Source organism: Halorhodospira halochloris, assembly GCF_002356555.2.
Taxonomy (GTDB): domain Bacteria; phylum Pseudomonadota; class Gammaproteobacteria; order Nitrococcales; family Halorhodospiraceae; genus Halorhodospira; species Halorhodospira halochloris.
Window position 1 is genome coordinate 1190075 of sequence record NZ_AP017372.2, and the last position, 25335, is coordinate 1215409.

27 protein-coding genes are annotated in these 25335 nt (G+C 57.1%); 22 read left to right on the top strand and 5 right to left on the bottom strand.

The window, feature by feature from the left end:
• The first annotated feature begins 10 nt into the window (after positions 1-10).
• The 13 genes from HH1059_RS05570 (at position 11) to HH1059_RS05645 (ending at position 7498) form a co-directional block, all read left to right on the top strand.
• Positions 11-823 carry a DUF3800 domain-containing protein gene (locus HH1059_RS05570; RefSeq protein WP_096409117.1) on the top strand — a complete coding sequence of 271 codons (813 nt, stop codon included), beginning with the start codon at positions 11-13 and terminating at the stop codon, positions 821-823.
• Between the two features lie 130 nt (positions 824-953).
• A complete protein-coding gene (locus HH1059_RS05575; protein ID WP_231902038.1) occupies positions 954-2111 on the top strand; it encodes an SIR2 family protein in 1158 nt (385 codons plus the stop codon).
• A 5-nt stretch (positions 2112-2116) separates the two neighbouring features.
• Positions 2117-2302, top strand: coding sequence for a DUF4160 domain-containing protein (locus HH1059_RS05580; protein ID WP_231902076.1), 186 nt, complete (start codon positions 2117-2119; stop codon positions 2300-2302).
• Between the two features lie 102 nt (positions 2303-2404).
• Positions 2405-2677, top strand: coding sequence for a DUF2442 domain-containing protein (locus HH1059_RS05585; protein ID WP_096409120.1), 273 nt, complete (start codon positions 2405-2407; stop codon positions 2675-2677).
• Between the two features lie 471 nt (positions 2678-3148).
• The gene (locus HH1059_RS05595; RefSeq protein ID WP_096409123.1) at positions 3149-3379 is read left to right on the top strand and encodes an addiction module protein; all 231 of its coding nucleotides are present in this window, start codon (positions 3149-3151) and stop codon (positions 3377-3379) included.
• Positions 3379-3675: a type II toxin-antitoxin system RelE/ParE family toxin gene (locus tag HH1059_RS05600; RefSeq protein ID WP_096409125.1), complete on the top strand. Its 297-nt coding sequence runs from the start codon at positions 3379-3381 to the stop codon at positions 3673-3675. Before HH1059_RS05595 ends, HH1059_RS05600 begins: the two co-directional genes overlap by 1 nt.
• A 135-nt stretch (positions 3676-3810) precedes the next feature.
• Positions 3811-4077 carry a DUF4160 domain-containing protein gene (locus HH1059_RS05605; protein ID WP_096409126.1) on the top strand — a complete coding sequence of 89 codons (267 nt, stop codon included), beginning with the start codon at positions 3811-3813 and terminating at the stop codon, positions 4075-4077.
• 8 nt (positions 4078-4085) lie between these two features.
• A complete protein-coding gene (locus tag HH1059_RS05610; RefSeq protein ID WP_096409128.1) occupies positions 4086-4334 on the top strand; it encodes a DUF2442 domain-containing protein in 249 nt (82 codons plus the stop codon).
• A gap of 442 nt (positions 4335-4776) precedes the next feature.
• Positions 4777-5049 carry an antitoxin gene (locus HH1059_RS05620; protein ID WP_096409129.1) on the top strand — a complete coding sequence of 91 codons (273 nt, stop codon included), beginning with the start codon at positions 4777-4779 and terminating at the stop codon, positions 5047-5049.
• A 453-nt stretch (positions 5050-5502) separates the two neighbouring features.
• On the top strand, positions 5503-5796 hold the full coding sequence (locus HH1059_RS05625) for a BrnT family toxin (RefSeq protein WP_096410355.1): 294 nt from the start codon (positions 5503-5505) through the stop codon (positions 5794-5796).
• Positions 5789-6040, top strand: a complete 252-nt coding sequence (locus HH1059_RS05630) for a BrnA antitoxin family protein (RefSeq protein ID WP_096409131.1) — start codon at positions 5789-5791, stop codon at positions 6038-6040. The genes HH1059_RS05625 and HH1059_RS05630 overlap by 8 nt, the downstream gene beginning before the upstream one ends.
• Positions 6041-6299: 259 nt before the next feature.
• Complete coding sequence (locus HH1059_RS05635) at positions 6300-6890, top strand: reverse transcriptase domain-containing protein (RefSeq protein WP_231902039.1); 591 nt, start codon at positions 6300-6302, stop codon at positions 6888-6890.
• Positions 6891-7285: 395 nt separating this feature from the next.
• A complete protein-coding gene (locus HH1059_RS05645) occupies positions 7286-7498 on the top strand; it encodes a type II toxin-antitoxin system HicB family antitoxin (RefSeq protein WP_096409134.1) in 213 nt (70 codons plus the stop codon).
• Positions 7499-7656: 158 nt separating this feature from the next.
• Here the strand turns inward: HH1059_RS05645 and tnpA are convergent, their stop codons facing one another.
• Positions 7657-8097: an IS200/IS605 family transposase gene (tnpA, locus tag HH1059_RS05650; protein WP_231902040.1), complete on the bottom strand. Its 441-nt coding sequence runs from the start codon at positions 8095-8097 to the stop codon at positions 7657-7659.
• Between tnpA and HH1059_RS05655 the strand changes: the two genes are divergently transcribed.
• Together HH1059_RS05655 and HH1059_RS05660 are read left to right on the top strand one after the other, a co-directional pair.
• Entirely contained in the window at positions 8096-9370 is a 1275-nt protein-coding gene (locus tag HH1059_RS05655; protein ID WP_096409135.1) for an RNA-guided endonuclease InsQ/TnpB family protein, read from the top strand. The genes tnpA and HH1059_RS05655 overlap by 2 nt on opposite strands.
• Before the next feature lie 121 nt (positions 9371-9491).
• On the top strand, positions 9492-10811 hold the full coding sequence (locus tag HH1059_RS05660) for a glycerate kinase type-2 family protein (RefSeq protein WP_096409137.1): 1320 nt from the start codon (positions 9492-9494) through the stop codon (positions 10809-10811).
• 196 nt (positions 10812-11007) lie between these two features.
• On the opposite strand, the gene HH1059_RS05665 is transcribed toward HH1059_RS05660, so the two are convergent.
• The 4 genes from HH1059_RS05665 to HH1059_RS05680 all read right to left on the bottom strand — a co-directional run bounded on the left by HH1059_RS05665 (position 11008) and on the right by HH1059_RS05680 (position 16027).
• Positions 11008-14571, bottom strand: coding sequence for an SNF2-related protein (locus HH1059_RS05665; protein ID WP_096409138.1), 3564 nt, complete (start codon positions 14569-14571; stop codon positions 11008-11010).
• A gap of 88 nt (positions 14572-14659) precedes the next feature.
• On the bottom strand, positions 14660-15433 hold the full coding sequence (gene cysZ, locus HH1059_RS05670) for a sulfate transporter CysZ (RefSeq protein ID WP_096409140.1): 774 nt from the start codon (positions 15431-15433) through the stop codon (positions 14660-14662).
• Positions 15434-15465: 32 nt separating this feature from the next.
• Positions 15466-15741 (bottom strand): BrnA antitoxin family protein, encoded by a 276-nt coding sequence (locus HH1059_RS05675; protein ID WP_096409142.1) that lies wholly within the window; start codon positions 15739-15741, stop codon positions 15466-15468.
• Positions 15716-16027, bottom strand: a complete 312-nt coding sequence (locus tag HH1059_RS05680) for a BrnT family toxin (protein ID WP_096409143.1) — start codon at positions 16025-16027, stop codon at positions 15716-15718. Before HH1059_RS05680 ends, HH1059_RS05675 begins: the two co-directional genes overlap by 26 nt.
• Positions 16028-16587: 560 nt before the next feature.
• Here HH1059_RS05680 and rimP point away from each other — a divergent pair.
• The 7 genes from rimP (at position 16588) to pnp (ending at position 25266) form a co-directional block, all read left to right on the top strand.
• Positions 16588-17046, top strand: a complete 459-nt coding sequence (gene rimP, locus HH1059_RS05685; RefSeq protein ID WP_096409145.1) for a ribosome maturation factor RimP — start codon at positions 16588-16590, stop codon at positions 17044-17046.
• A gap of 37 nt (positions 17047-17083) precedes the next feature.
• Positions 17084-18583, top strand: coding sequence for a transcription termination factor NusA (gene nusA / locus HH1059_RS05690; RefSeq protein ID WP_096409146.1), 1500 nt, complete (start codon positions 17084-17086; stop codon positions 18581-18583).
• Between the two features lie 63 nt (positions 18584-18646).
• A complete protein-coding gene (infB, locus tag HH1059_RS05695; protein WP_096409148.1) occupies positions 18647-21412 on the top strand; it encodes a translation initiation factor IF-2 in 2766 nt (921 codons plus the stop codon).
• 6 nt (positions 21413-21418) lie between these two features.
• Positions 21419-21820 (top strand): 30S ribosome-binding factor RbfA, encoded by a 402-nt coding sequence (rbfA, locus tag HH1059_RS05700; protein WP_096409149.1) that lies wholly within the window; start codon positions 21419-21421, stop codon positions 21818-21820.
• Between the two features lie 8 nt (positions 21821-21828).
• Positions 21829-22746 carry a tRNA pseudouridine(55) synthase TruB gene (truB, locus tag HH1059_RS05705; protein WP_096409151.1) on the top strand — a complete coding sequence of 306 codons (918 nt, stop codon included), beginning with the start codon at positions 21829-21831 and terminating at the stop codon, positions 22744-22746.
• A 123-nt stretch (positions 22747-22869) separates the two neighbouring features.
• Positions 22870-23139 carry a 30S ribosomal protein S15 gene (gene rpsO / locus HH1059_RS05710; protein ID WP_096409152.1) on the top strand — a complete coding sequence of 90 codons (270 nt, stop codon included), beginning with the start codon at positions 22870-22872 and terminating at the stop codon, positions 23137-23139.
• A gap of 39 nt (positions 23140-23178) precedes the next feature.
• The gene (gene pnp / locus HH1059_RS05715; RefSeq protein WP_179948783.1) at positions 23179-25266 is read left to right on the top strand and encodes a polyribonucleotide nucleotidyltransferase; all 2088 of its coding nucleotides are present in this window, start codon (positions 23179-23181) and stop codon (positions 25264-25266) included.
• Positions 25267-25335: the final 69 nt, after the last annotated feature.

Genomic DNA, 25335 nt, shown 5'->3' on the forward strand with positions numbered 1-25335 from the left:
GGGTGTTAGTATGAAGTTTTGCTATTTCGATGAGAGCGGGACGGGCGGTCAGCAGGTGGCCGTCATGGCCGGAGTAATTGTAGATGCAAACAGGATGCATCTTACAAAAGACGCATGGAGCGAGCTTCTCGCTGAACTCTCGCGAATTGTCGGCGTGGAAGTTCAGGAATTTCATACGCACAAATTCTACTCCGGACAAGGAATCTGGAAAGGAATTGACGGGCCAGACCGCGCCAGTATCATTTCAGCAATAATCCAGTGGATGGCGGATAGGAAACACCGGGTGACCTATTCAGCTGTCGACCGCGAAAAATTTGAATCAATTCAGCCGAAGGACGGTCGGTTGAGCGACCTCAGCATATGGCGAACACTCGGCCTGCATACGGCTCTTGGCCTGCAACGCTGCCACCAGAAAGAAAGCAAGACAAAAGGGCATACGGTTCTTGTTTATGATGAGCAGGTGATCGAGAAAGAGAAATTCACGGACCTGATCCTTAACCCGCCAGAGTGGACTGAATCCTACTACGGTCGTGCAAAGAAAGATCCGCCTCTGCAGCAGCTTATAGATGTTCCCCATTTTGTAGATTCAAGGAAGGTAGAAATGGTACAGGTGGCAGACCTATATGCCTTTATTTTGCGCCGATTTTTTGAACTGACCGAGGGGCATGACTCGCCGAAGTACGCCGACGAAATCGACCGGATCAACGAATGGGAGGAGGCGATATTCGAACAGACCATCTCGAACGGACACATTTATCCCAAGAAGGGCGCACCCGAGGCGGCAATGGTTTTCAAACAAGTGGCGCCGAACTCTTGCGCGTAACACCCAACAAGACGCTGCAGCAGACCGCGCAACCGCTGGGCGGTTGCGCGGCGGCTGAGTGCACTCGTTAGACCCGCTGGGAAGTGAGGATCTCACATGCACAAACGCTTCTGGGTAGGAATGACCCCAAATGCAGATCATCACCGACGGCCCTGATATTCCGGAAGCGCTACTGCAGGCGCACGAGGAAGGTCGTGTGGTGTTTTTCTGCGGCGCGGGCATTTCCTACCCTGCCGGTTTGCCGGGTTTCAAGGGGCTGGTGGAGCAGATCTACAAGCTGAATGGCACATCACTCAACGATATTGAGCGTGACGCCTTCGAGCGCGGAGAGTTCGATGCCACGCTCGATCTCCTGGAGCGGCGCCTGCCAGGGCAGCGACTGGCTGTCCGAAGCAAACTGGCGCAAGCGCTGAAACCGAAGCTCCGCCGCAAAGGTGCTACCGATACGCAGGCGGCGCTGTTACGTCTGGCGCGCAGCCGCGAGGGCGCGCTACGGCTGGTCACCACCAACTTCGACCGCATCTTTCATGTGGCAGCCAAACGCACGGGCCAAGCGTTTCAAGCCCACGCTGCCCCGATGCTGCCGATTCCGAAAAACAGCCGCTGGGATGGGCTGGTCTATCTGCACGGATTGCTGTCGGAAAAGGCCGACGACACCGCCCTGAATCGGCTGGTGGTCACCAGTGGTGATTTCGGCTTGGCGTATCTGACCGAACGTTGGGCGGCCCGCTTCGTGAGCGAGTTGTTCCGCAACTACGTGGTCTGTTTCGTGGGCTACAGCATCAACGACCCGGTACTGCGCTACATGATGGATGCGCTGGCAGCTGATCGGATGCTGGGTGAAGTCACTCCGCAAGCCTGGGCACTGGGTGATTGTGAACCGGGGCAGGAGCACCGGAAAACCATCGAATGGGAAGCGAAGGGTGTCACGCCCATTCTCTACAACGTGCCGACTGGCAGCTACGACCATTCCACGCTGCACCAGACCCTGCACGCTTGGGCAGAGACATACCGTGACGGCGTGCTGGCCAAAGAAGCCATCGTTGTTAAACATGCACTGACGCGCCCGCAGGAGAGCACGCAGCAGGACGATTTCGTCGGGCGAATGCTTTGGGCTCTGTCGGATAAATCAGGCTTACCGGCAAAACGCTTCGCCGACTTCAACCCCGCTCCGTCACTGGACTGGCTGCTGGAAGCTTTCTCGGACGAACGTTTTCAGTACAGAGATCTGACTCGATTCGGAGTGCCGCTAACATGCCAGAGATATCTCGTTTTTTCGGTATCGTGATCAGGATGTATTTTGAGGATCACAATCCGCCGCATGTACACGTAGAGTACCAAGGCGACAGGGCGATTTTCGATTTCGAGGGGAATATCCTTAAAGGTGGGCTTTCGTCACGGACCGCGGTAAAGCTAGTAAGGGAGTGGATTGACCTTCGGGCCGTAAGCGGTCATTCTGTGACGTACTACCTAAACTAACAGGCAATAGCTACCCTTGCCCGACGAGCTCCGCAAGGACTGGGAGCTGGCGCAATCCGGACGTGCCCTGGAAAAGATAGATCCATTGCCGTGAGAGAAACCATGTGGGATTTTAACGACGTTGTCCGGCTTGAGTATAAAGGCGAGTACACGTACTTCGTAGAGTTCGACGATGGAGTAAGTGGTATCGTAGATTTCTCGTCACTTCTTGAGCGTGGGCCAGTGTTTAGCGCACTAAAGGACAAGAAAGTGTTCTCGCAGGCCCGAATTGAGGGCGGTACGATCGCCTGGCCAAACGGTGCCGATATCGCGCCTGAAACGCTATACCGAGAATGCGAACAAGCAGGTTCAGGCGACGCTTTGCAGCGCGCCTGACCTGCGGCGTTATGCAGCCAAGGCACAAGGGTGGGGCTCATGGAGTTAGTTAGATCTATCACTCAGGTAGTCCGAAACGCGGAAGAATTTAGTCGTTTGGACGCTCAGAGCGCATCGGTCGCGCTGGAGCGATTCTCACAGTTCTTCCATTGGTACTATTTTTCTCATATAGATACCTTCGCGCCTAGCAAGTTTATCGGGTATGCCGACACCACTCTCGAAGATTACTCGGGAGAAGGTACGGGCACAGACACGCAAGCATGCCTCGCAAAGTGGTTCCGAAAAGTAGAGCCTGGGGATGAGCAATATGATGAGCTGGCGAAAAAACTCCGGTCATACGCGTCGAAGCTAGGTAAGAGTATAAGTCGAAGGACATTTCAAGCGGCCCTTCCAACTACCGCTGAGCTCAGCCGTTAGCGGAAGGAAGTCATCGGGGCTATACTGAGAGCCCGAGCTGAATCGGAGACTGAAATGGCAAAGGCAATTTCTGAAATTAAAGCTGAAATTCAGGAACTTGAGCTACTACAGAAGCGCGAGCTCTTGGGTCTTCTGGTGGCCGACTTGGAAGAATCCGAAGGTGGGGAGTTGGACGAGATTTGGCTGAAGGAAGCTCAGCGGCGTTTCCAGGAATTGAAGGACGGCTCTGTCACGGGAGTTCCGGCTAGTCAGGTGTTCGCGAAACTTGAGCGTCGCCTTGGCTGATGGATTGGGAGTTCCATCCTGAAGCTGAAGCGGAGTTTATAGAATCAGCGGCTAACTACGAAAGTGAAGTACCTGGGCTTGGCCGAAGATTCGGGCGCGCCGTATACGAAGCCCTGGACCTAATGATGGAAAACCCCAAAATGGGATCACCGCTTGATGGTGTGCTTCGATCCTTTGTTGTTGGCAATTTCCCCTACTCCATCATCTATGCCCCCTATGAAGATTACCTTTTTGTACTGGCCGTTGCCCACAGTAGCCGCAAGCCTGGATACTGGAGGAAACGGCCTTTCCGCTAACAAGTCGCTCAAGTACGTTCCGCGCTTCGCGCTCCACCGGACGCGGCTGACGCCGCGCAGCTTAGCTTAGACGTTCGGCAGGAACTATGGGAACGTGCCAAAATGATAGGGATATCCACATAAAGGGGTGAATATATGCCCGTGATTTCAATGTTCTACGGGATCATCATCCGGATGTACTTCTTGGACAACCAGCACCATGGCGTGCCGCACATCCATGCGCGCTATGGGGAGCACGAAGCGTCAGTCGGACTGTACGATGGTGAAATACTCGCAGGAGAGCTTTCAAGGAAACAGTTGCGCCTCGTTCAAGCTTGGATCGAGCTGCATCGTGATGAACTGGTGGCTGACTGGGAGTTGGCGGTGGCCGGAGAGACCCCATACAAGATAGATCCATTGTGAGGTTGAGTATGTATTGGGATGTGAAGAAAGTGCGTCCGTTGGACGACTATCAAATCTACGTTGAACTGGAAGATGGAAGGAAAGGTCTTTTTGATCTCAAGCCATATTTAGAGCACGGCGTTTTTAGAGAGTTAAAAGATAAATCGTACTTTCGCCAGGTCGACGTTGTGTTTGGCGCTGTTACATGGCCCCATGAACAGGATATTGCGCCAGAAACGCTGCTGGCCGGGCTGAAACCAGTTGAAAACACACATTGAGGTCGCACGCCGTCGGCCCGAAAGGCCAGTGGTTCGGTTGTGGCTTGATCGCGAGTGACCATGACCTAACAACCGGTTGCGGCGGACGGTCCCCTGCGCTGCCCCTCACCGAACCGGAACGTTAGCTCATGAGTACAAAAAGCACACAATGTGCTATACTCCAACTTATGAAGCCAATCACATGGAACCCAGAGAAGAACAAGCTCCACAAAGAGGAAAGGAGCATCTCGTTCGAGGATGTGGTTTTGCATATCTCGATAGGGGGTATCCTGAATACGTTCGAGCACCCGAATCAGGAACGGTACCCGGGCCAACAGATTCACGTGATTGATATAGAGGGGTATGCATATCTGGTGCCCTTCGTTGAGTCGGAAAATGAGGTTTTTCTGAAAACGATCATTCCGAGCCGGAGAGCGACCAAAATCTATTTGGGAGGTCCGAAATGAGCAGGCTGGATAAAGAAGAGCAGGAAATTCTGGATGCGTTCGAGGCTGGAGAGCTACAGCGAGCACCAGATATTGACGATCGGAAAGCGCGGCATCAGCAGTACGCAGAGGCCATGTTCAAAAAAGATGCCCGCATCAATATCAGGCTTTCTTCCAAGGATCTTCGGGGGCTTCAGAAGAAAGCTCTGGCTGAAGGTATTCCCTACCAAACACTTGTTGCCAGCATCCTTCATAAGTATGTGGAAGGTCGCTTGCATGAGGATCGTTAGCTAACGAGGCCATGCATCGGATGCCAAAACCTCATCGAGACGGATAAACCGCTGGATGCGGCGCTAAAGCAACTGCAGGTTGATAGTAACGAGCGAATTGACAGGCTCAACCGAGAATCACGCGGCATTTTTATAATCAGCGCCGGCAGTGGATGGGTAGATGAGGATATTGTGCACTGTGGCCACGATGTTACTGCTCAGTATGTAACCTCGCCACCTGGAGAAGGAACCCCAGCTTCCCGAGCTTGGCCTTGTTGCATAATCCATGGGTGTTGAGAGTTGGCGGCGGAGTTCTGGTAATCGTAGTAGGTGGTTTAGCGGTGAGATGGCTATGGACATAGCGCCCTATAAACAGTCGGTCAACCGGACGCCAAAAGCTTGCCGCTTTTGGTGCCCTCCGCTGGCGCTCCGGCGCCGGTTACCTTTGCGTTGGGCGCTGCCCTGTTGGCTGATATGCATATCATATGCATACTAGGCGCATGGAGAATCGAATTCGACCCGGAAAAGGCGGCATCTAACCTTCGCAAACACCGCCCCAGCTTTGCGCATGCCGAGCAGGCGCTCCGGGATCCACTTGGCATCACCAGTGAGGATCCCGACTCGAAAGGTGAGCCCCGCTTCGTCACTCTTGGCGCAGACTCCCTGGGCCGAATTCTGGTCTTAGTCCACACCCCGCGGGACGATCGAGTCCGAATCATTTCCGCGCGAAAAGCCAGCCCACACGAGGCAAGGAACTACCATGCGTAAAGAGTATGACTTCAGTAAGGGTAAGCGAGGTCCTGCCGTAGAATCCCCTGGAAAGACCCGAATCACCATCATGCTTGATAACGACATTATTGAGTCATTTCGAGCGCGGGCTGAAGCCAGAGGTGTTGGTTATCAAACCGCGATTAATGAGGCCCTCCGGGCGGCCCTGAATGACGAGAATGTACCGTTAACTGCCGGCAAACTAAGGGAGATACTTCGGCAGGAGTTGCATCATGCCGACTAAGCGCCCAACAAAATGCTCAAGCGGACGCGGGGTAACTTTCGGGCCGGCAAAGCCGGGTTGGTTCCGTGCCCGCGCCGCTTAGCATAGACGTTATCGCGCCGAGCAAAGCTCGGCGTATCTTGCGGGGTGAAAGTCCCCCCGGGTAAGGGTTTGCAACCCACCCGTATCGAGTCTTGGACCTGTGGCGGAGTCAGGGAGGGCGAACAAGGCAGGTTAAGCGTATCTGCACTACGCGCTGGACCTTTGGTTCGAGCGGGTGGTGAAGCCACGTTGCCGAGGACAGGCGCTGCTGGTTCGGTATGCCGATGACTATGTCTGCGCGTTTCAGTTTCAGGAGGATGCCCAGCGCTTCTATCGTGCAGTGCCGCGCCGGCTGGGTCGGTTTGGGCTGCAGGTGGCGCCGGAGAAGACACGGCTGATGCGATTCAGCCGGTTCCATCCGGGGTTGCGGCGACGATTTGGCTTTCTCGGCTTCGAGTTGTACTGGAGCCGGGATCGGCGGGGCGAGCTGCGGGTGATGAAGCGTACGGTCCGCAAGAAACTGCAAGCAGCCAAGCGGCGGTTGAAGGGCTGGATACGGGCCAACCGGCACCTGCCGGGGCGCGTGTTTATCCAGGAGCTGAATCGTAGACTGGTAGGTCATTACAACTACTTCGGGCTCCGCAGCAATGAGCAGGGTCTAGAGAGCTACTACATCTTCGCCACCCGGTGCGCCTTCAAGTGGCTGAACCGCCGAGGTGGCAAGCGCAGTAGTTTCAACTGGGCGCAATACATTGCGGCGTTGAGGAAGCTGGGAGTGGAGCAGCCGCGGATTACGGAGAGGCAACGAGCGCATGCGGTCTTTGCATAAGGGCACGCCCGTCGCGAAGGCGAGTACAACCGAGGAACCGGATGCGGGAAAACTGCACGTCCGGGTCTGTGCGGGGGCGGCCGGCAACGGGCGTTCCTACCGTGAGATGCAGGCCGGACACCGAGGATTACAAGGACGGTGAAGCGATGAGAAAATATTCGAAGATTCGGCAGAAGATTCTGTCGGGCAGCTCAGACTCGAATGTTGAATTCTCAGTCCTTTGTCAGCTTCTGGTCCGGCTAGGATTTGAGGAGCGTGTCAGAGGTAGTCATCACATATTTACCCGGGATGGTGTAGCGGAATACTCAACCTGCAGCCCAAAGGGAGCAAGGCCAAGCCGTATCAGGTCAAACAGGTCAGGAGTATCTTGGTCAAGTACCGGTTGGGAGAGACTGATGTCGATTAAGTATGAGCTGATAATCTACTGGAGTGATGAGGACCAGTCCTTCGTCGTAGAGGTTCCGGAGTTGCCGGGCTGCATGGCGGACGGCGAAACTTATGAAGAGGCTGTGGCGAACGCCCAGCAGGTTATTAAAGAGTGGATCGAGACCGCCCGTGAGCTTGGCCGGCCGGTCCCGGAGCCGCGAGGGCGATTGATGTATGCATAACAAAGCCATTCAGCCGACGCTCGTGCCTCACGTGGCTGATGGCTGACGTTATGTACTAAGGAGGGTAGGTGAGTCCTACCAAAACGCGCCGCAGTGCTCCGCCTATAGCCGCGCAGCGGCTTAGGGGGTGGTGAAGCGGCGCATGGCGCGCAGCGCCATTACTCTGGGGCTTCCTGTTGTTCGATGTACTGCTTCAAGACCGACAGCGGCGCACCACCGACGGTAATGATGCAGTAGCTGCGACTCCAGAATACCGGTTTGCGCCAGTAATACTGTTGAAGATGCTCCCCGAACTCCTTGCGGATGAGCCGGGAGGTCACCGTCTTTAGATTGTTGACGAAGGCGGAGGGGGCGGTGCGCGGCGTCAACTCCAAGAGCAGGTGCAGATGGTCGGGCTCGCCGTTGAACTCCAGCACCTCGCCTTCCCACTTTTCGGTCGTCGCCCGAGCGATTGCCTCTAAGCGGGAGAGCATCGGTTGGGTGATGCACGGGCGTCGATACTTGGTAACCACAACCAAGTGGTATTGAAGTCGGAAGGTGCAGTGATATAGCTGCTTTAGTGGTTGCGATTCCATAACAACCAAGTATACTGGAAACATGATCCAACGCAAAGCCACCTATCGACTTTACCCAACAGCTGAGCAGCTTGCCGCCTTGGAGCATCAGCTGTGGGTTCACTGCCTGCTGTGGAACGAGGCGCTCGCCGAGCGGCGCTGGGCTTGGAGCGAGCGGCAGGAGTCGTTGGGGTTCTCGGCACAGTGCAAGCGGCTGACCGAGTGGCGTAGCCAATCGAAACTTCTGAGTGGACTCAATGCCCAGTCTGAGCAGGTCACCCTCAAACGGTTGGATCTGGCGTTTCAGCACTTCTTTCGCCGGGTGAAGCAGGGCGAGACGCCGGGCTTCCCCCGCTTCAAGTCCCTGCACCGGTTCAAGGGCTGGGGGTACAAGACCCACGGCGACGGCTGGCGGCTGTTGACCAACGAGCAGATGCAGCACGGCACCCTGCGTCTCTCCGGCGTTGGTGCGGTCGCCGTTCGGGGCAGACCCCGCACCCCTGGCACACCCAAGACTTGCGAGATCATCAAACGCGGTGATCGCTGGTATGCCAGCATTACGCTGAACTGCGAGCCGGTGCGAGAGTGTGGCGAGAAGATGGGCGGGCTCGACTGGGGCTTGGAGACCTTCGCCACTGTGGCGACCGCGCAAGGTGCCGAGACCATCGATAACCCCCGCCACCTTGCCGGCACCTTGGATGCCATCCGTGGCGTACAGCGCGAGATCTCCCGCAAGGAGGAGGCGGCCAAGAAGGCGTCGGGTAGGAGTCGGGGCTTCCCCATCTCCAACCGGTTGCGCAAGGCGTACGATGAGTTGCGCCGGCTGCATCGCAAGGTGGCCAATCAGCGCCACGACTTTCTCCATCAGGTCTCTGCCCGACTGATCAAAGAGTTCAGCGCTTTGGGCCTGGAGGCGCTGAGCATTCGGAACATGACCGCCAAAGGCGGTCAGCATAAGAGGGGCTTGAACCGCGGTATTCTTGATGCCGCTGGCGGGGCCTTCCATCAATTGCTCGGGTACAAAGCGGAAGAGGCTGGTGCTTGGGCGGTGGAGGCCCCGACGCGGCAGATCAAACCCTCGCAGACCTGCCACGCCTGCGGGCAGCAAGAGAAGAAACCGCTCGGCCAGCGCTGGCACAGCTGCCCTTGCGGCGCGTCCTGTTCACGGGACGAGAACGCCGCTCGGGTGCTGTTGGCTTGGCTGGAGCGGAGTTTATCCGGTCGGGAACCGGCCGATGCGTGGAGGGAGGTCAGACCGGGTCATCCTTTGGATGAATCGGCACTCCCGTCGAAGCGCGAAACTCACGCCATAGCGTAAGCTTGGCGGGAGTAGTTCATCGGGCACTGCCGGATGCCGACATGGCGCGGAATCGCGTGGCTGAGCGGGAGGAGGGCGATCTAAGGTCGGGCGGTGTCTAGTGTAGTGTTGGAGGCCAGGGATGCAACTGAGTCGATCCCAAGCGTGTGGGGCGATCTTTCGTGCCGGAGTGGCGGCAGTAGATGGTTACGCGGCGGTGGCGAAGGCGCTGCAGCTGGAAGGCGAGTGGCTGCGCATCGGCGAGGAGTGGCTCGATCTAAGCACGATGCGGCGGTTGATTGTCATCGGTGCTGGGAAGGCGACTTGGGCGATGGCGGCTGCAGTGGAGGCGGCCCTCGGTGAACGCATCGATAGTGGCGTGATCAGCGTAAAGTACGGGCACACGGGCAGCCCTGCCCTGGAGCGCATCCGTGTTATCGAGGCAGGTCACCCGCTGCCCGACGCCGCTAGCTTGAAGGGGGCTAGTGAGGCATTGGCTCTGCTCGACGGATGCGAGGATAACGATCTTGTCATCGGCTTGCTATCTGGCGGAGCTTCAGCCCTGTGGGAGCAACCGGTAGCGGGGCTGAAGTTGGCCGATCTTGAAGAGACGCAGCGGGTATTGCTGGCGTCCGGGGCCGATATCGCCGCGATGAATAGCGTACGGCGTGCGCTGTCGACCATTAAAGGCGGCGGAGCGGCTCGCCACGCCTCACCTGCCCGCTGTAGCGTGTTGGTGATCTCTGATGTGCTTGGCGATGACCTGGATACCATAGCCTCGGCACCCTTTCGTCCCGCAGCTGCCGTTAGTCGCCACAGTGCGTGCGCGGAGATAGAGCGCCTCGGGCTGCGGCCACATCTTCCCGCTGCCGTGCTGCGCTTTTTAGACAGTGCGGATGGAGTGGAGGAGGGTTCCGGAGAGGTGGCGACTAGCAATCCACCGCACACCGTTGTTGCGAACAACGCTCAAGCGGTGGCGGCGGCCGCCGAACATGCGCGCCGTCTGGGCTATCGGGTGGAATGCTGGCCAGAGCCTTTGGTTGGCCCGGTGGAGTCGGTGGTTGAGGCATGGTGGCAGGCGGTAGCAGGCGTGGATCTCAGCGAGGGGCCGGTATGTCTTATCGGCGGTGGTGAGCCAACAGTGACCCTGCCGCAATCGCCGGAGGAGGGCGGGCGAAGTCAGCACGCCGCCTTGTTATTGGCGCTCCGGGCGCGGGCGCGGGGGCGTGACGATGTAACCTTGCTTTGTGCTGGCACTGACGGTACTGATGGGCCGACCACCGTTGCTGGGGGCTGTGTTGATGGCGAGAGTGCTGCACGCATGGAGGCGGCTGGCTATGACCCGGTTAATGCCGTCGAGAACTTTGCCTCCGGACCGGCACTGGCGGCTGCTGGTGCGCAGGTAGTAACCGGGCCGACCCAGACCAACGTTATGGATCTGTGGGTGGCGTTGGTCGGCTGATGGCGAGGCGGTAAGCAGGTCTTTAATCGCCTGATCAACCGCTTCAGTCCGTTTACGAGCCAACTTCTTGTGGTCTCGCTTGAAGCTCTTGCCCAGCTCACTCCCACCAAACTAGAAGAGTTAGCCTCGGCAGAAGTTAGCTGAGCTACGGCTGCTCATTCGGTGTCCGAAATCATTTGGCCAGAACAAACCGCTATCATGAGTTGCTCAAACTGAAGATCTGGCTGAGTTGAGTATCGTCCAGATTGCCGATCCATTGCTCCCCGCTTTCCACTGTCATCTCAGTGAGGGCGCGCTTGGACTGGATCATGTCATTGATCCGCTCCTCGAAGGTGCCCTGGGTAAGCAGGCGGTGGACCTGTACCGTCTGAGATTGGCCGATGCGGTAGGCGCGGTCGGTGGCCTGAGCTTCGACTGCCGGGTTCCACCAAAGGTCAAAGTGGATGACATGGGATGCCGCAGTCAGGTTAAGGCCGGTGCCGGCGGCCTTAAGCGATAACACCAACACCCGCTCGGTGCGATCGTTCTGGAAGCGGTTAACAATCTCGTCGCGCTGGTTACGAGAAAGCCCGCCGTGGAGAAATGCCGGGGATCGCCCGGTGGTAGCGGCAACCGCATCCTGAAGAAGGCTGCCTGCCTCGCGGAACTGAGTGAAGATTATTGCCTTCTCATGGCGATGGTGGATCGGCTCAAGGAGTTCGAGCAGGCGCTGCATCTTGCCAGATGCTTCGCTGGCGCTATCGCCCTCCTTGAGATACTGACGCGGATGGTTACAGATCTGCTTGAGGGCTAGGATCATCTGTAGCACTAGGCCTTGACGCTGGAAGGTGTCAGAGGTTCCGTGGATAACCTCCAGGCCCTCGCGCACCACCGATTCATACAGCGCGCTCTGCTCAGGGGTAAGCTGACAGTACTGATCCTGCTCTATCTTCTCCGGCAGATCGGTGATTATGCTGCGGTCGGTCTTCAGTCGCCGCATCAGGAAGGGGGCAGTTATCTGGCGAAAACGCGCAGCCGCTTGCTGATCACCGTGGGTTTGAATAGGGGTGATGTAATCGCGCGTGAAGCGCTTTAATGGCCCCAGAAAGCCCGGATTGCAGAAATCCATTAGGCTCCAGTATTCGGCTAAGCGGTTCTCGACCGGGGTGCCACTCATGGCCACCCGGGTGCCGGCGGAGAGCGACTTGACCGCTTTAGTCTGGGTCGCCTGGGGGTTTTTAAGGTTCTGCGCCTCATCGGCTACCAGCACCCGCCACGCCCGACGGCGCAGGCGAGTGGCGTCGCTGCGCGCAACACCATAAGTGGTGAGCACAATCTGTGGCGGCTCTTCTTTATCTGGCAGGGAGCGCTGAGCGCCGTGATAGATCGTAGCGCTCAGCGTCGGGGCGAACTGCTCAATCTCGCGCAGCCAGTTACTGAGCAGGCTAGTCGGAACCACGATCAACGCTGGCCGCTGCGCCAACTCACCCTCGTCGTGAAGCTGCGCAAGCAGTGCCAATACCTGCACGGTCTTGCCCAAGCCCATATCGTCAGCGATCACGCAGCCTAGCCCGGCCCTGACGTTGCCGTAGAGCCACTGGAAACCGCGGTGCTGGTAAGGGCGCAGCTCAGCGGCTAACGTGGGCGGCTGAGGGCGTTCGATCTCCTGGTGCAGTGCCGCTACGCGTTCTTTAGCGCTCTCGTCTAACTCCACCGGGTTCCCGGCGTACTCCCCGGTAAGGGCGACCCGAGTCAACTCAGCACCGTCAACCTTTGGCGGATTGGCTAGGTGGCGGCGCAGACGTTCGATTTGCTGCGGATCAAGGTAGACGTATTGACCACGAAAGCGAACTAGACCGGTTGCCCCTGCAACCAGCTCCTCGAAGGTCTCCGGATCAACTATCGAATTCCCGACCGCCACTTGCCAGTCGAAGCGAAACAGGTCGTTGGCACTAAGATGGCCACTTCCTTCGCTGCTGCTGGAGGTAAGCTTCATGGTTGCGCTCGGCGGCCGCCCGAGACGCTCTAGGGCACGGGGTAGCAGGGTACGTACACCAAGTAGCTGCAGGGTCGGTAAGACCTCAAAGAGCAGCTGCGGTATCTCCTCAAGGGTCAGTGCCAGCGGCTTACGGGCACTGTCGCGCAGGTACTCGCGGAGCGGCGGATAGGCGTCGGCAAGCATAGCCGTGGTGCGCAGCAGACTGCTATGGCCCTGGCCACCCTCGGCGAGAACCTCGGCGAGTGGTCGATGGGGCCTGGTGCCATTCTGGGTGCCGGCCCCCGCGCCGCCGCTGCTATCCGGATCCTCACCAACCTCAATGGAGAGCTCGAAGGCCTCCGGCTCCGGCTCATCTATGCGCAAGGTCAGGGTCTGCGCCGACTCAGCTAAGTGAAGCCAGCGTAGCCAATTGTGGAGGCTAGCGGCGGTGCCAGCTTGACCTGGATCGGTTAAACGTGCACAGCCACCCCCGAACAGCAGATTGGCTACCGCATCGTTGCGCGCACTGTCGGAGAGTTCACTCCCCTCACGGATCCAATAATCCATAAACAGTCCGCACAGCAGGCGCCCCCGAGTTAGCCGGTCGAGCCGACTATCGGCGGCAGATTCGGTCAGCTGGATGAGGCTATCCGGAGTCCCCGCGGCTAGGGTTTGAAGGAGGTTTTTGACTTGCTGATCCAGGCTAGCTGGCATCCACAGAACACTAGTGCTTCCCCCGCTGACGGTCAGTACCCAGGGCACTGCCGCACCTGCTGCGGTGAGGTGCAAGGCCGTGCGGTAGGCTGCATGCAGAGCCGCTACCTCAGGCTGCAGGTCGGCAACCCGTTCGGCGTCCAGGGGGGAGAGCAGCTCAATAAGATCGGCAATCTCGGCGGCTGAACTGCAGCCGTCGATACGCAAATCGTCCTCAGCATCTAACACCAGCGTCGGGCGATCTTCCGGCGTCAAGGTCAAGGTATCGAGTTGACCCTCGTGACCCTGAGCATCACTGCGTGCGGTCTCGGCCAAGGCGCGCTGAGCATGGCGTGCAACACGCCGCATTTGCGTGCGCCAGAGCTTACGGTAACTGTTTAGCCCACCGACTGGTGGCTCTTGAGGCAGGGCATCGGGGATCGCCTCGACGCGCTCGGGCAGCTGTGAGAAGTCTAGTTCTGCTAATGCGCCCGGGTCGGCGGCAGTCTCTTGCGGCGGTTTTGCGCTACTACTTATGCTTAGCGCCGCGGCAAGGCCCGGCGGCTCGTCCGTGCCGTCACCCTCAGCGATATGGTGACCGCGCTCGCGCAGCGCGGCAAGCAGGTCGATGCCGCGCAATCGGAAGACCAGGAATGGGTCGGCATCTATCTCCCGGGTTAACAGGTATATAGCCGCCGCTAGGTGCTTGCACGGCACCGCCCAGTCCGGACAGGAACAGCCCATCTGAAGCTCCTGCCAGCTGCCCGGAAAGACCGGTACACCCTCCTTTTGAGCGCGCTCTAACACTGCCGGGTCGAGCTGGCGATTTAGCAGCCCAGCGAGCAGGGCCGGGTCGTCTGCAATGGTATCGATTAGCTGACGGGTCTGTTGTGCCTTTAAGGGAGGAACTTGTAGGGATACCTTATATGGCTGGCGGCGTGAGCCTTTGACCCGTGCCTTAATCTCGCCCTGGTTTACGGTCAGATCCTGCACTGATCCGTTGTTGGCATAGCGCCGCCCCCGCGGTAAGCGGTTTGAGTAATCGATCTTATGCAGGGCGCCGAGCCACTGCTCACCCCACCAGGTTCTGCCGAAGGTTGCGCGTTTCATGAAAAAGCTCCGTTTTAAAAAGGCCCTAATATTGGATAGTGAATAACTCCTTATGTCGATGCCCTAGTCGGTTTTTGCTGTGTGGACGTTATGCTGTCAGCTCTTTTTCGGCTAGCATCCCCTCGTTGACCATCGCTGCAGCTCCAGCTACAGCGACCGGCAGGATACAGAAGTTGAGCAACGGCACGGTATTGGCTATCGATGCGGCGCCTCCGAAACCAAGTGCTGCCCAGCGGTAGCGACCAATGATGCTGCCTTGTTGGCGAAAGCTCAGATCGTGGTTGCCGAGCGGCGGATCGAGGTACTCACGGGCAAGCATCCAGGCGCCGAAGAGTAGCCACAACAGCGGGGCTAGGGCGTTTAGGCCTGGAATCACAAAGAGTAGCAGCAGTGGCAACGCGCAGGCTGCGAAGTAGACGAGCTTGTAGATTTCCGAAATCACGGCGGGTAAGGCATTGCGCAAAAACAACAGCTTGCCTCGCTGCTGTTTCGGAGGCAGTTTGCCGCTTAGATGAGCCTCCACGGCCGCTGCTAGTGGCCCCATAAAAGGGGCAGCTACCACGTTAGCGACTAGGCTGGCGACATAAAATAGCACCAGTAGCGCGGCAATTATATAGAGTGGCCACAGCAGCCACGTCAGCCACTCCAGCCAAGCAGGCACTCCGCTTTGCAGCCATAAGATAAGCTCATAGACTGCCATCCCGCCGGTCAGCAGCACCCCTGCGAAGAGTAGCACGTTGATAACCAGTGGGGCGGCTACGTAGCGCTTTACCCCTGGAGCCATGACTAATCGGAACCCACGCAGGAACCAGCAGGCGCCACTCCGGAGACTGTTGGTGTTAAAAGCGTTCCTGGTGAACATACCTCGCGCGGCTCATGGATGGCGTTAGCACCTCACTCGGTCCGACGGTTCTGGTCGACATCGTCTGCCAGCCAAACCTTGATGAGTGATTGATAGGGCATATCGCGTTTGTTCGCTTCGATCTTGATTCGATCAAGCAGAGCTTCGGGCAAACGCAGTGATATTGTCTTGGTTGAGGGCTTCAGCTTGGGGAAAGAGGCGCGTTGAGCCTGGCTCCAGTCTACATAATCGGCAGAGTCATGGCTTTCCCAGAATTCTCTTTCTTCAGCTTCGTTCTTGAAATCAGGCGTCTTTTTCAGCTTGCTCATAAATGACCCTCTCTTTGCGGTGCATGTCACGAGCGGAAATCACCCGGATCAGTAAACCGCCTTGTCTCAATGTGAAAGTGATATGCAACAGTCTTTCATCGTCAGTTTCACCAAGGGCGTGGTAACGGGCTTCTTTCTGGCTGTGCTTGGCGTCCTCCAGCACCAGAAGCGGCTCGTTAAAAAATATCGCTTCCGCTTCGGACTGGCTCACATCGTGTTTCTCCACATTCTTGCGGGAATTGCCTTCATCCCAGTCAAAGCCTGTAACTTGCGCCCAATCGATCATATTTGTATATTATCACCATATACCAATCCGTCAACACGTGCTAACAAGGCGCGCCATGCGGGTGGCCTTTTTCTCCGCGTTGCTCCGAAAAGGCCACCGGTGCGCTCTGCGATGGCAGGTCCACGCCCCACAGGTGGGGAGTGTTCTGTGCGCCATCGCCGTGGGCGAGAGCGTCTACCACGCCATCGATAACGCCGGACGGCTGCGGCGGGAGCGCTTCGCAGATTAAAGTTGGTGGTGGTGGTCGTGAGCTTGAGCTCAGCGCTCTGCGGTGTTCCTGCAATGTGCATAGCCTCACCTCCAGCATTAATACTCCCGCCGTTGCATACAAGCATCCCACCACTTAACTCATGGCCCCCTCACCCAAGAGATCAGCTGATTTAGTGGTACTTTTTTTGCCCAATATTTTGTCGTTAGCGCCACGGCTGTGTATAATTGCCCGATAAAGGTGGCCTTGAAGAGCCATGCTCTTTGGGCCGCACGCCCGATGGCTCATTGAAGCGCCAGCGGGCTGAGAGTTAGGGCCGTAGGCCCTTTTTTTGTTTGTATGTGGTGGTGCAATGGCTGAGATTCAGACCCTTCATGCTTTGCTAGAGCCCACGGTCGAAGGGCTTGGCTACGAGTTGGTGGGAGTGGAGATGACCGGGGCCAAAGGCAATCTGACCCTTAGGCTCTATATTGATACGCCTGCCGGCATCCGCCTGGAGGACTGTGAGGCGGTGAGTCATCAGGTCAGTGGGCTCTTGGATGTAGAAGACCCAATCCCTGGGGCGTACTCGCTAGAGGTCTCATCGCCCGGGCTGGACAGGCCTATCTTCAAGGTGGCCGACTACGACCGGTTCAGCGGCGAGAGGGTCAAGCTGCGCCTCCATGAGCTTTATGAGGGGCGGCGTAAGCTTACGGGGAGACTGCTCGGTATTGAAGGCGACAGGATTAAGGTACAAGAAGAGGGCGATGGGCAAGAGTACAGCATCCCCATCGAGTTGATTGAAAAGGCTCGGCTAGATTTGGAGCCGTAATTGGTTTGCCGCAGTTTAACAGCGGAGTCGTTGAGGCATGAGTAAAGATATATTGCTGGTCGTGGAGGCCACCTCTAACGAGAAGGGTGTCGATAGGGAGGTGATCTTTGAGGCCATTGAGGCGGCATTAGCGTCAGCCACCCGTAAGCGTCATCCAGAGGATATTGATGCCCGCGTGTCGGTTGATCGGGTAAGCGGTGATTACAGTACCTACCGGCGCTGGGAAGTGGTCGAGGATGAGTTCGAGATTGAGTCGCCGCAGCGGCAAATCACCCTGGAGCAAGCGCGCGAGAAAGATCCTGATGTTCAGATAGGCGACCACGTGGAAGAGCAGATCGAGTCGGTAGATTTTGGCCGTATCGCAGCTCAGACCGCCAAGCAGGTGATAGTCCAGAAGGTCAGAGATGCCGAACGGGCGAAGATAGTCGAAGCCTACAAGAGCCGTATCGGCGAGCTGCTGACCGGTACCGTCAAGCGGATGGACAAGGGGGCGGCGATACTCGATTTAGGTGACAGTACCGAGGCTATAGTTAGTCGCGAAGACCTAATTCCGCGCGAGGCGGTCAGGCCTAATGATCGCCTGCGGGGCTATCTGCGTGATGTCCGCTCAGAACAGCGGGGACCGCAGCTTTTTATTAGCCGAACTAGTAATGAGTTCCTTGTCGAACTGTTCAAGATAGAGGTGCCGGAGGTCGGCCAGGGTCTGATTGAGATTCTCGGTGCAGCGCGTGATCCAGGTCTGCGCGCCAAGATCTCGGTGCGCCCACTCGACCCGCGCATTGACCCGGTTGGTGCCTGCGTCGGCATGCGTGGTTCAAGGGTTCAGGCAGTTTCCAATGAGCTCAGCGGTGAACGGATAGACATAATCCCTTGGGATGAGAATCCGGCTCAATTTGTCATAAATGCCCTTGCTCCGGCTGAGGTTGAATCGATAGTAGTCGACGAGGAGCGCGGTGCAATGGACATTGCCGTGGCCGAAGAACAGCTTTCCCAGGCCATAGGTCGCGGCGGTCAGAACGTGCGCCTAGCTAGTGAGTTGACTGGCTGGGAGCTAAACGTGATGACTGCCGAAGAGGCAGAGGCTAAGAGTGAGCGGGAGGCGGGCGAGTTGCTGCGCTTGTTTGTCGATAATCTTGATGTCGACGAAGATGTCGCAACCGTTTTGGTCCAGGAGGGTTTCTCAAGCATAGAGGAAGTCGCCTATGTGCCCACGGCCGAACTGCTCGAGGTGGAAGAGTTCGACGAGGAGATAGTTGAGGCCCTGCGCGCTCGTGCACGCGATGTCTTGCTCGCTCAGGCCATCGCCCAACAAGGCAACGGCAGTGAATCAGGGCCTAGTGATGAGCTACTTGCGCTTGAGGGAATGGATGAGCAGACTGCTCAAGCGTTGAGTGAGCGGGGCATTGCTAGTGTTGAGGATTTGGCAGATCAGTCGGTCGATGAGTTGATGGAAATCGATGGCATGGATGAGCAGCGCGCCGGAAGATTGATTATGAAGGCTCGTGAACCATGGTTCGCTGATAGTGCAGATAACTAACTTGCTGAATAAACGATAGGGCTGACGAGGTCTTGATGTAGTGGGCCGCGTCTGGAGAGTGTTATGGCGGAAACGACGGTTAAGCAATTTGCGCAGACGGTAGGGATTCCTGTCGAGCGCCTGCAAATGCAGCTGGATGCAGCGGGTCTCGGGCAGCGTGATCAGGAGGCCGTGCTTTCGGCAGAGGATAAGGCGACTCTGCTCGCCCATCTGCGCCAAGATGGTGAGCAGCAGGGTGAGGAGGATGGCGCGTCGCCTAAGAAGATCACTCTCAAAAGGCGCAGCCACAGCCAAATCAAGATGCCGGCAGGGCGGGATACCAGCTCTCGCGGGCCGCGGCAGACACGAACTGTGAATGTTGAAGTGCGTAAGAAGCGTACTTATGTCAAGCGCAGCGATATCGAGTCCGAAGAGCAACGTAAGAGTTCGGCTGAGGATGAAAAGGCTCAGCTTGAGCGCGCCCTTGTAGAGGATCAGGCCCATCGTGAAGAGGCGCAGGCTCTGGGCGAGGCTGACAAGGCAGCGACCCCAAGTAGCGACGAAGCTGTGGAGAGTGTCAGCGAAGCCGATCAGGATGCGACAGCTGCTGTTGAGCAGGCAGATCATGCTAATGCAGGAGCCGAAGGCGTTGCAGAGGAAAGCGCGCAGGTCGAGACCGACACTGTCTCCGCCGCACAAGAAGGTGACGAGGAGACTGGCGAGACAACTGATCAATTGCAACCAGATCATGATCAGCCCGCTGACCCAGAACAGAAGGTAGCGGAGGAGACTGCCCGGGCTCAGGCTGAGGCGCTTAAGGATAAGCCTAAGAGTCAACAGGATGAGGCTAAGAAGCGTGAAGAGGAGCGCGAGCGCAAACGCACTGAGCTGGAGGCGAAAAGAGAGCGCGAGGCTGAAGAGCGCGCGGCCCGCAAGCAGGAAGTCAAGCCTAAGAAGAAGAAAAAGGATAAATCCGCTGAATCCTCGGCATCTCCGGGGCGCGGCGGAAAGCGCAAAAAGCAGAGTTCTGCTGAGCAGCAACAGACTGCGGCAAGCCAGTTGCAACAGGGGTTTGAGCGGCCAACCGCGCCGGTGGTGCGCGAGGTCGAGATACCGGAGTCAATAACCGTTGCTGAGCTCGCGGAACGGATGAGTGTCAAAGCGGCTTCATTGATCAAGGAGATGATGAAGCAAGGGGTGATGGCGACCATCAACCAGGCCATCGACCAGGAAACGGCTGCTATCTTGGTCGAGGAGATGGGTCATAAGCCCAAGCTGCAAAGTGATAATGATCTAGAGCAAGAGATCCTGCGTCAGAGCGAGGAGCCCGAGGGTGATCGGGTTGGTCGAGCCCCGGTGGTAACCGTTATGGGGCACGTCGATCACGGCAAGACCTCACTGCTCGATTATATCCGTCGCGCCAAGGTAGCTTCTGGTGAGGCGGGTGGTATAACCCAGCATATAGGTGCCTATCGGGTTGAGTCTTCCAGTGGTAGTGCAACCTTCCTGGATACCCCCGGCCACGAGGCCTTCACCGCAATGCGCGCACGGGGAGCCAAGATGACGGACATCGTGGTCCTTGTCGTGGCTGCCGATGACGGGGTTATGCCGCAGACTAAAGAGGCCGTCGAGCATGCCCGAGCCGCCGAAGTGCCTATCGTAGTTGCCGTGAATAAGATGGACAAGCCAGAGGCTAACCCGGATCGGGTCAAGCAGGAGCTGGCGCAGATGGAGGTCATCCCCGAAGAGTGGGGCGGAGATACTCAGTTTGTCCACGTCTCTGCTATCAGCGGCGATGGGGTTGATGAGCTGGTTGAGGCGATAGTGTTGCAGGCCGAGCTGCTTGAGCTAAGCGCTGTAGAGGATTGCCCTGCGCAAGGTGTGGTGCTGGAGTCGAGCCTGGATAGAGGGCGTGGCTCTGTAGCTACAGTGCTGGTGCAGAATGGCTACCTCAAACGCGGCGATACTATGATCTCGGGCACCGAGTTTGGCCGTGTCAGAGCTCTTATTGATGAGCATGGCAAGCGGATTGAGCAGGCTGGCCCCTCGTCGCCGGTTGAGGTACTGGGGCTTTCTGGTTTGCCCGAAGCAGGTGATGACTTTCACGTTGTTGAGGATGAGCGCAAGGCTCGCGAAATCGCTGCGCAGAGAGCTGAGCGCGAGCGCGAAAAGCGTCTGGCACAGCAGCAGAAGGCGCGCATGGAAAACCTCTTCTCACAGCTCAAAGAAGAGGATATGGCTACCGTTAACCTGGTTGTCAAGGCAGATGTGCACGGTTCGGCTGAGGCCTTGCGCCAGTCGCTTGAAGATCTCTCGCGTGATGAGGTCCGGGTGCGCGTTGTCTCCTCAGGAGTGGGCGGAATCACTGAGTCGGATGCCAACCTGGCTCTGGCCTCAGAGGCAATAATAATCGGCTTCAATGTGCGTGCCGATGCCGCTGCGAAGCGCATTGTGCAAGAGAACGGGGTAGACCTGCACTACTATAGCGTCATCTATGACGCCATCGAGCAGGTTAAAAACGCTATCTCCGGCATGCTTGAGCCGACCCTCGAGGAACGCATTCTGGGCACTGCTGAGGTGCGCGATGTCTTCCGCTCTTCGAAGATGGGCCTGATAGCCGGCTGCCTAGTTGTGGATGGGGTAGTGAGACGCCGCAACCCGATTCGTGTGCTGCGTGATAATGTGGTCATCTTCGAGGGCGAGTTGGAATCATTGCGCCGGTTCAAGGACGACGTTAATGAGGTGCGCGCTGGTACCGAGTGCGGTATCGGTGTCAAGAACTATAACGACGTAAAGGTTGGCGATCAGATCGAGTGTTTCGAGAAAATAGAGGTGCAGCGCAGCCTGTAGCAGGTTATGGCAAAAGATTATCCGCGCAGCCGCCGTATGGCCGAACAGATTCGCCGTGAGCTGGATGAGGTTATCCGAGAGGATGTAGATGACCCGCGGGTTGGATCTGTGACCCTTTCAGAGGTGCAGGTAAGCCGTGATTTGGGTCAGGCGCATATATATGTCTCCGTTCTTGGGGCCCAAGCAGAAGAGGTTGAATCCTGCGTGGAGGTGCTTAACCAAGCCCACGGCTTTCTGCGCACTCGGGTGGCGAAGAAGATTAGATCCAAGCGGATGCCGCAGTTGCGCTTTGTGCACGACACTGCCTTCGATCGAGCTGCACGCTTGAGTGCTATAATCGACGAGGTGGCACCCCAAAGCGAGTCTCAAGCCGAATCTGACGTTGATAGCGAAGCGAGCAAGGAGTAATACGCTACATGCCGAAGAGGCGCAAAGGACGCAAGGTAACAGGGATACTGTTACTCGATAAGCCCGCGGGTCACACTTCCAACGATGCCTTGCAGAGGGTGAAAAGGCTTTTCGGGGCGCGTAAGGCTGGCCACACGGGTAGTCTGGATCCCTTGGCTACCGGGCTTCTGCCAATCTGTTTTGGTGATGCCACCAAGGTATCTGGCTTTTTGCTGGATGCCGACAAGCACTATCAGGTCACCTGTAAGCTTGGGGTTGCAACAGATACCGGTGATGCCGAAGGTGAAATAACCGAACAGGTTGGAATACCAGATCTCGATGAGTCGAGTGTTGAAGCTGCGCTTGCAGGTTTTCGTGGGTGCATTGAGCAGTTGCCGCCGATGTACTCCGCCATTAAGCATCAAGGCCAGCGCCTTTACAATCTCGCTCGTCAGGGCGTTGAAGTCGAGCGTGACCTGCGCGAGGTAGAGATACATCAGCTGCTCCTGGAAGATTTGCGCGAAGGTGAGTTGGACTTGCGGGTGCACTGCTCGAAGGGGACTTATATTCGCACCTTGGCTGAGGACATAGCCCAGGCACTGGGAACAGTTGGCCATGTCATTGCGCTGCGCAGAGACGGCTTGGGGCCGTATCGGCAGCCGCAGTTGTGGACTATTGAGCAACTTGAGAGTTGTGCTGAACGTGGACGAGATGCCTTGGATGCTACTCTGGAGCCGATGGACACTGCTCTTGAGCAGTATCCGGCCATTGAGCTAGCCGATGATCTGGCATTTTTTGTCAGCCAAGGACAGCCGGTATTTGTGCCCAAGGCCCCGAGCGAGGGATGGGTTCGCCTGTATGACGCCAAACGCAAGTTCTTGGGTATGGGGCAGATTCTTGATGATGGGCGGGTTGGCCCTAAGCGCTTGATAGCGAAAGCCGCTTGATGGGCGCTGAATTATCAAAATCAAATCTGTCGGGGCGATTTCTTGTTTATATACCCTCGGCGAGGATAAACTAGCGGCCTTATCGCCGAGGCGAAACCGAGAGTTAGAGATCAGGAGTTATAAATGTCGTTAGATGTAGAAAAGAAAGCGGAGATTGTAAAGAACTTTCAGCGTTCTCCCTCAGACACTGGTTCTCCGGAAGTTCAGATTGCTCTGCTTTCGGCACGAATCCAGCATTTGACGGATCACTTTGCTGTCCATAAGCAGGATCACCACTCGCGCCAAGGTCTCCTTAAGCTGGTTAGTCAGCGGCGCAAGTTGCTCGATTACCTCAAGCGCAAGGATCGTAGCCGTTATCTTGATGTGATCAATCGGCTCGGGATCCGCAAGTAAGCGCAAGGGGAATAGTAGATGAGTGAGAGCGAGCTAAACCTGCCGACAATCAAGAGATCTTTTCAATACGGTGACCATGAAGTCACCCTTGAGACCGGAGGGATTGCCCGTCAGGCAGATGGTGCGGTAATTGTGAACATGGCTGACACTGTCGTTCTGGTAACGGCGGTCGGCGATAAGGATCCGAGTGCTGCGCGGGATTTTCTGCCCTTGACGGTAAACTATCAGGAGCGTACCTACGCAGCGGGGCGGATACCGGGCGGTTTTTTCAAGCGCGAGGGTCGCCCGTCTGAGAAAGAGACGCTTACCTGCCGGCTTATTGATAGGCCTATCCGTCCGATGTTTCCAGAGGGTTTCCGTCAGGAGGTGCAGATCATTGCGACCGTGCTCTCACTCAATGATGAGGTCGACCCGGATATTCCGGCAATGATCGGTACTTCTGCGGCGTTGGCCATCTCTGGGATCCCGTTTGATGGGCCGATGGGTGCATGCAGGGTTGGCTACATTGACGGCGAGTTTAGCCTCAATCCTACTTACAGCGATTTGGAAAACTCGGATCTCGATTTGGTCGTGGCGGGTTCGCGTGATGCGGTCCTGATGGTTGAGTCGGAAGCCAACCTGCTGCCTGAAAGTACCATGCTGGATGCCGTTCTCTTCGGCCATGAACAGCTGCAAAAGGCCATTAACGCCATCGATGAATTAGCAGCCGAGGTGGGTAAGCCACGTTGGGATTGGCAGCCGCCGCAGAAGAGTACTGCTCTTGAAGAAGCGGTTGCCGAGTGCATCTATGCGGAGCTTGAGCAGGCTTATCAGATAGCCGATAAGCAGGAGCGACAAGAAAAGGTAGCTGCCCTTAGGGATAAGGCAGTTGAGCAAATTGGCGATGATGAGCGCGAAGGATGGAGCTGCGCAGAGGTCGGTGAGGTCTTTAAAGGGCTTGAGAAGAAGATAGTCCGCGGTCGCATCATAGCCGGGGAGCCACGGATAGATGGGCGCGATAATCACACTGTGCGTCCGTTGAATATCCAGGCAGGTGTTCTGCCCCGCACACACGGATCGGCAATCTTTACCCGCGGCGAGACGCAGGCGATAGTCGTTACGACTCTCGGTACTGGACGCGATGCCCAAGTCATCGATGCACTTGAGGGCGAGCGCCGCGAACAGTTTATGCTCCACTACAACTTCCCGCCTTATTGTGTTGGTGAGACTGGCTTTATTGGCACCCCTAAACGTCGCGAGATAGGCCATGGCAAACTGGCCAAGCGCGGTGTCGAGGCAGTGATGCCTAGTCAGGAAGAGTTCCCGTATGTGATTAGGGTAGTTTCCGAGGTAACAGAATCGAACGGATCTTCCTCGATGGCTACCGTATGTGGCACCAGCCTTTCGCTTATGGATGCGGGGGTGCCCCTTAAGACGCAAGTTGCCGGGATTGCCATGGGTCTTATCAAGGAGGGCGATCAATTTGCTGTCCTAACCGATATCCTTGGTGATGAGGATCACCTTGGTGATATGGATTTCAAGGTCGCCGGTAGCCTGGACGGCGTTACAGCGCTGCAGATGGATATCAAGATCGATGGTATTACCCGTGAGATTATGGAGAATGCCCTGGAGAGTGCCCGCAACGGTCGTCTCCATATCCTTGAGCAGATGAATAAAGTGTTAGGGCAACCGCGCGATCAGATGTCGGAGTATGCACCGCGGCTGTTGACCATGAAGATTGACCCGGAGCGTATCCGTGACGTCATCGGCAAGGGCGGGGCTACCATCCGTGGACTTACCGAGGAGACGGGCACCAGCATCGACATCAGTGATGAGGGGGTTGTTACCATAGCCTCGGCTGATAAGAGTGCCGCGGAGGAGGCCAAGCGGCGCATCGAACTGCTTACCGCTGATGTTGAGGTGGGCAGGGTCTATGACGGCAAGGTTGCTAAACTCATGGACTTCGGCGCCTTTGTCAACATCCTCCCCGGTCGTGATGGTCTTGTACATATCTCCCAGATCTCCAATAATCGCGTTGAGAATGTTGCCGACGAGTTAGCCGAAGGGGATGCGGTGCGCGTCAAGGTCCTTGAGGTTGACCGTCAGGGACGGATTCGCCTGTCGATGAAAGCAGTCGAGGAAGAGTAGCGGCCGCTTTTCGGCGTTTTATCCCAGCCCGTCCCTAACCGGGGCGGGCTGCGGTCATTTTTGGTGAAT

Coding starts and splice junctions, on each gene's coding strand:
- HH1059_RS05655 (WP_096409135.1), top strand. CDS start 8,096: ATGATCCAACGCAAAGCCACCTATCGACTTTACCCAACAGCTGAGCAG.
- HH1059_RS05660 (WP_096409137.1), top strand. CDS start 9,492: ATGCAACTGAGTCGATCCCAAGCGTGTGGGGCGATCTTTCGTGCCGGA.
- HH1059_RS05625 (WP_096410355.1), top strand. CDS start 5,503: ATGCATATCATATGCATACTAGGCGCATGGAGAATCGAATTCGACCCG.
- HH1059_RS05600 (WP_096409125.1), top strand. CDS start 3,379: ATGGATTGGGAGTTCCATCCTGAAGCTGAAGCGGAGTTTATAGAATCA.
- rimP (WP_096409145.1), top strand. CDS start 16,588: ATGGCTGAGATTCAGACCCTTCATGCTTTGCTAGAGCCCACGGTCGAA.
- HH1059_RS05585 (WP_096409120.1), top strand. CDS start 2,405: ATGTGGGATTTTAACGACGTTGTCCGGCTTGAGTATAAAGGCGAGTAC.
- tnpA (WP_231902040.1), bottom strand. CDS start 8,097: ATGTTTCCAGTATACTTGGTTGTTATGGAATCGCAACCACTAAAGCAG.
- infB (WP_096409148.1), top strand. CDS start 18,647: ATGGCGGAAACGACGGTTAAGCAATTTGCGCAGACGGTAGGGATTCCT.
- HH1059_RS05675 (WP_096409142.1), bottom strand. CDS start 15,741: ATGAGCAAGCTGAAAAAGACGCCTGATTTCAAGAACGAAGCTGAAGAA.
- HH1059_RS05630 (WP_096409131.1), top strand. CDS start 5,789: ATGCGTAAAGAGTATGACTTCAGTAAGGGTAAGCGAGGTCCTGCCGTA.
- HH1059_RS05620 (WP_096409129.1), top strand. CDS start 4,777: ATGAGCAGGCTGGATAAAGAAGAGCAGGAAATTCTGGATGCGTTCGAG.
- rbfA (WP_096409149.1), top strand. CDS start 21,419: ATGGCAAAAGATTATCCGCGCAGCCGCCGTATGGCCGAACAGATTCGC.
- truB (WP_096409151.1), top strand. CDS start 21,829: ATGCCGAAGAGGCGCAAAGGACGCAAGGTAACAGGGATACTGTTACTC.
- HH1059_RS05680 (WP_096409143.1), bottom strand. CDS start 16,027: ATGATCGATTGGGCGCAAGTTACAGGCTTTGACTGGGATGAAGGCAAT.
- HH1059_RS05610 (WP_096409128.1), top strand. CDS start 4,086: ATGTATTGGGATGTGAAGAAAGTGCGTCCGTTGGACGACTATCAAATC.
- HH1059_RS05665 (WP_096409138.1), bottom strand. CDS start 14,571: ATGAAACGCGCAACCTTCGGCAGAACCTGGTGGGGTGAGCAGTGGCTC.
- HH1059_RS05580 (WP_231902076.1), top strand. CDS start 2,117: ATGTATTTTGAGGATCACAATCCGCCGCATGTACACGTAGAGTACCAA.
- HH1059_RS05575 (WP_231902038.1), top strand. CDS start 954: ATGCAGATCATCACCGACGGCCCTGATATTCCGGAAGCGCTACTGCAG.
- HH1059_RS05605 (WP_096409126.1), top strand. CDS start 3,811: ATGCCCGTGATTTCAATGTTCTACGGGATCATCATCCGGATGTACTTC.
- HH1059_RS05645 (WP_096409134.1), top strand. CDS start 7,286: ATGTCGATTAAGTATGAGCTGATAATCTACTGGAGTGATGAGGACCAG.
- rpsO (WP_096409152.1), top strand. CDS start 22,870: ATGTCGTTAGATGTAGAAAAGAAAGCGGAGATTGTAAAGAACTTTCAG.
- HH1059_RS05570 (WP_096409117.1), top strand. CDS start 11: ATGAAGTTTTGCTATTTCGATGAGAGCGGGACGGGCGGTCAGCAGGTG.
- HH1059_RS05595 (WP_096409123.1), top strand. CDS start 3,149: ATGGCAAAGGCAATTTCTGAAATTAAAGCTGAAATTCAGGAACTTGAG.
- cysZ (WP_096409140.1), bottom strand. CDS start 15,433: ATGTTCACCAGGAACGCTTTTAACACCAACAGTCTCCGGAGTGGCGCC.
- nusA (WP_096409146.1), top strand. CDS start 17,084: ATGAGTAAAGATATATTGCTGGTCGTGGAGGCCACCTCTAACGAGAAG.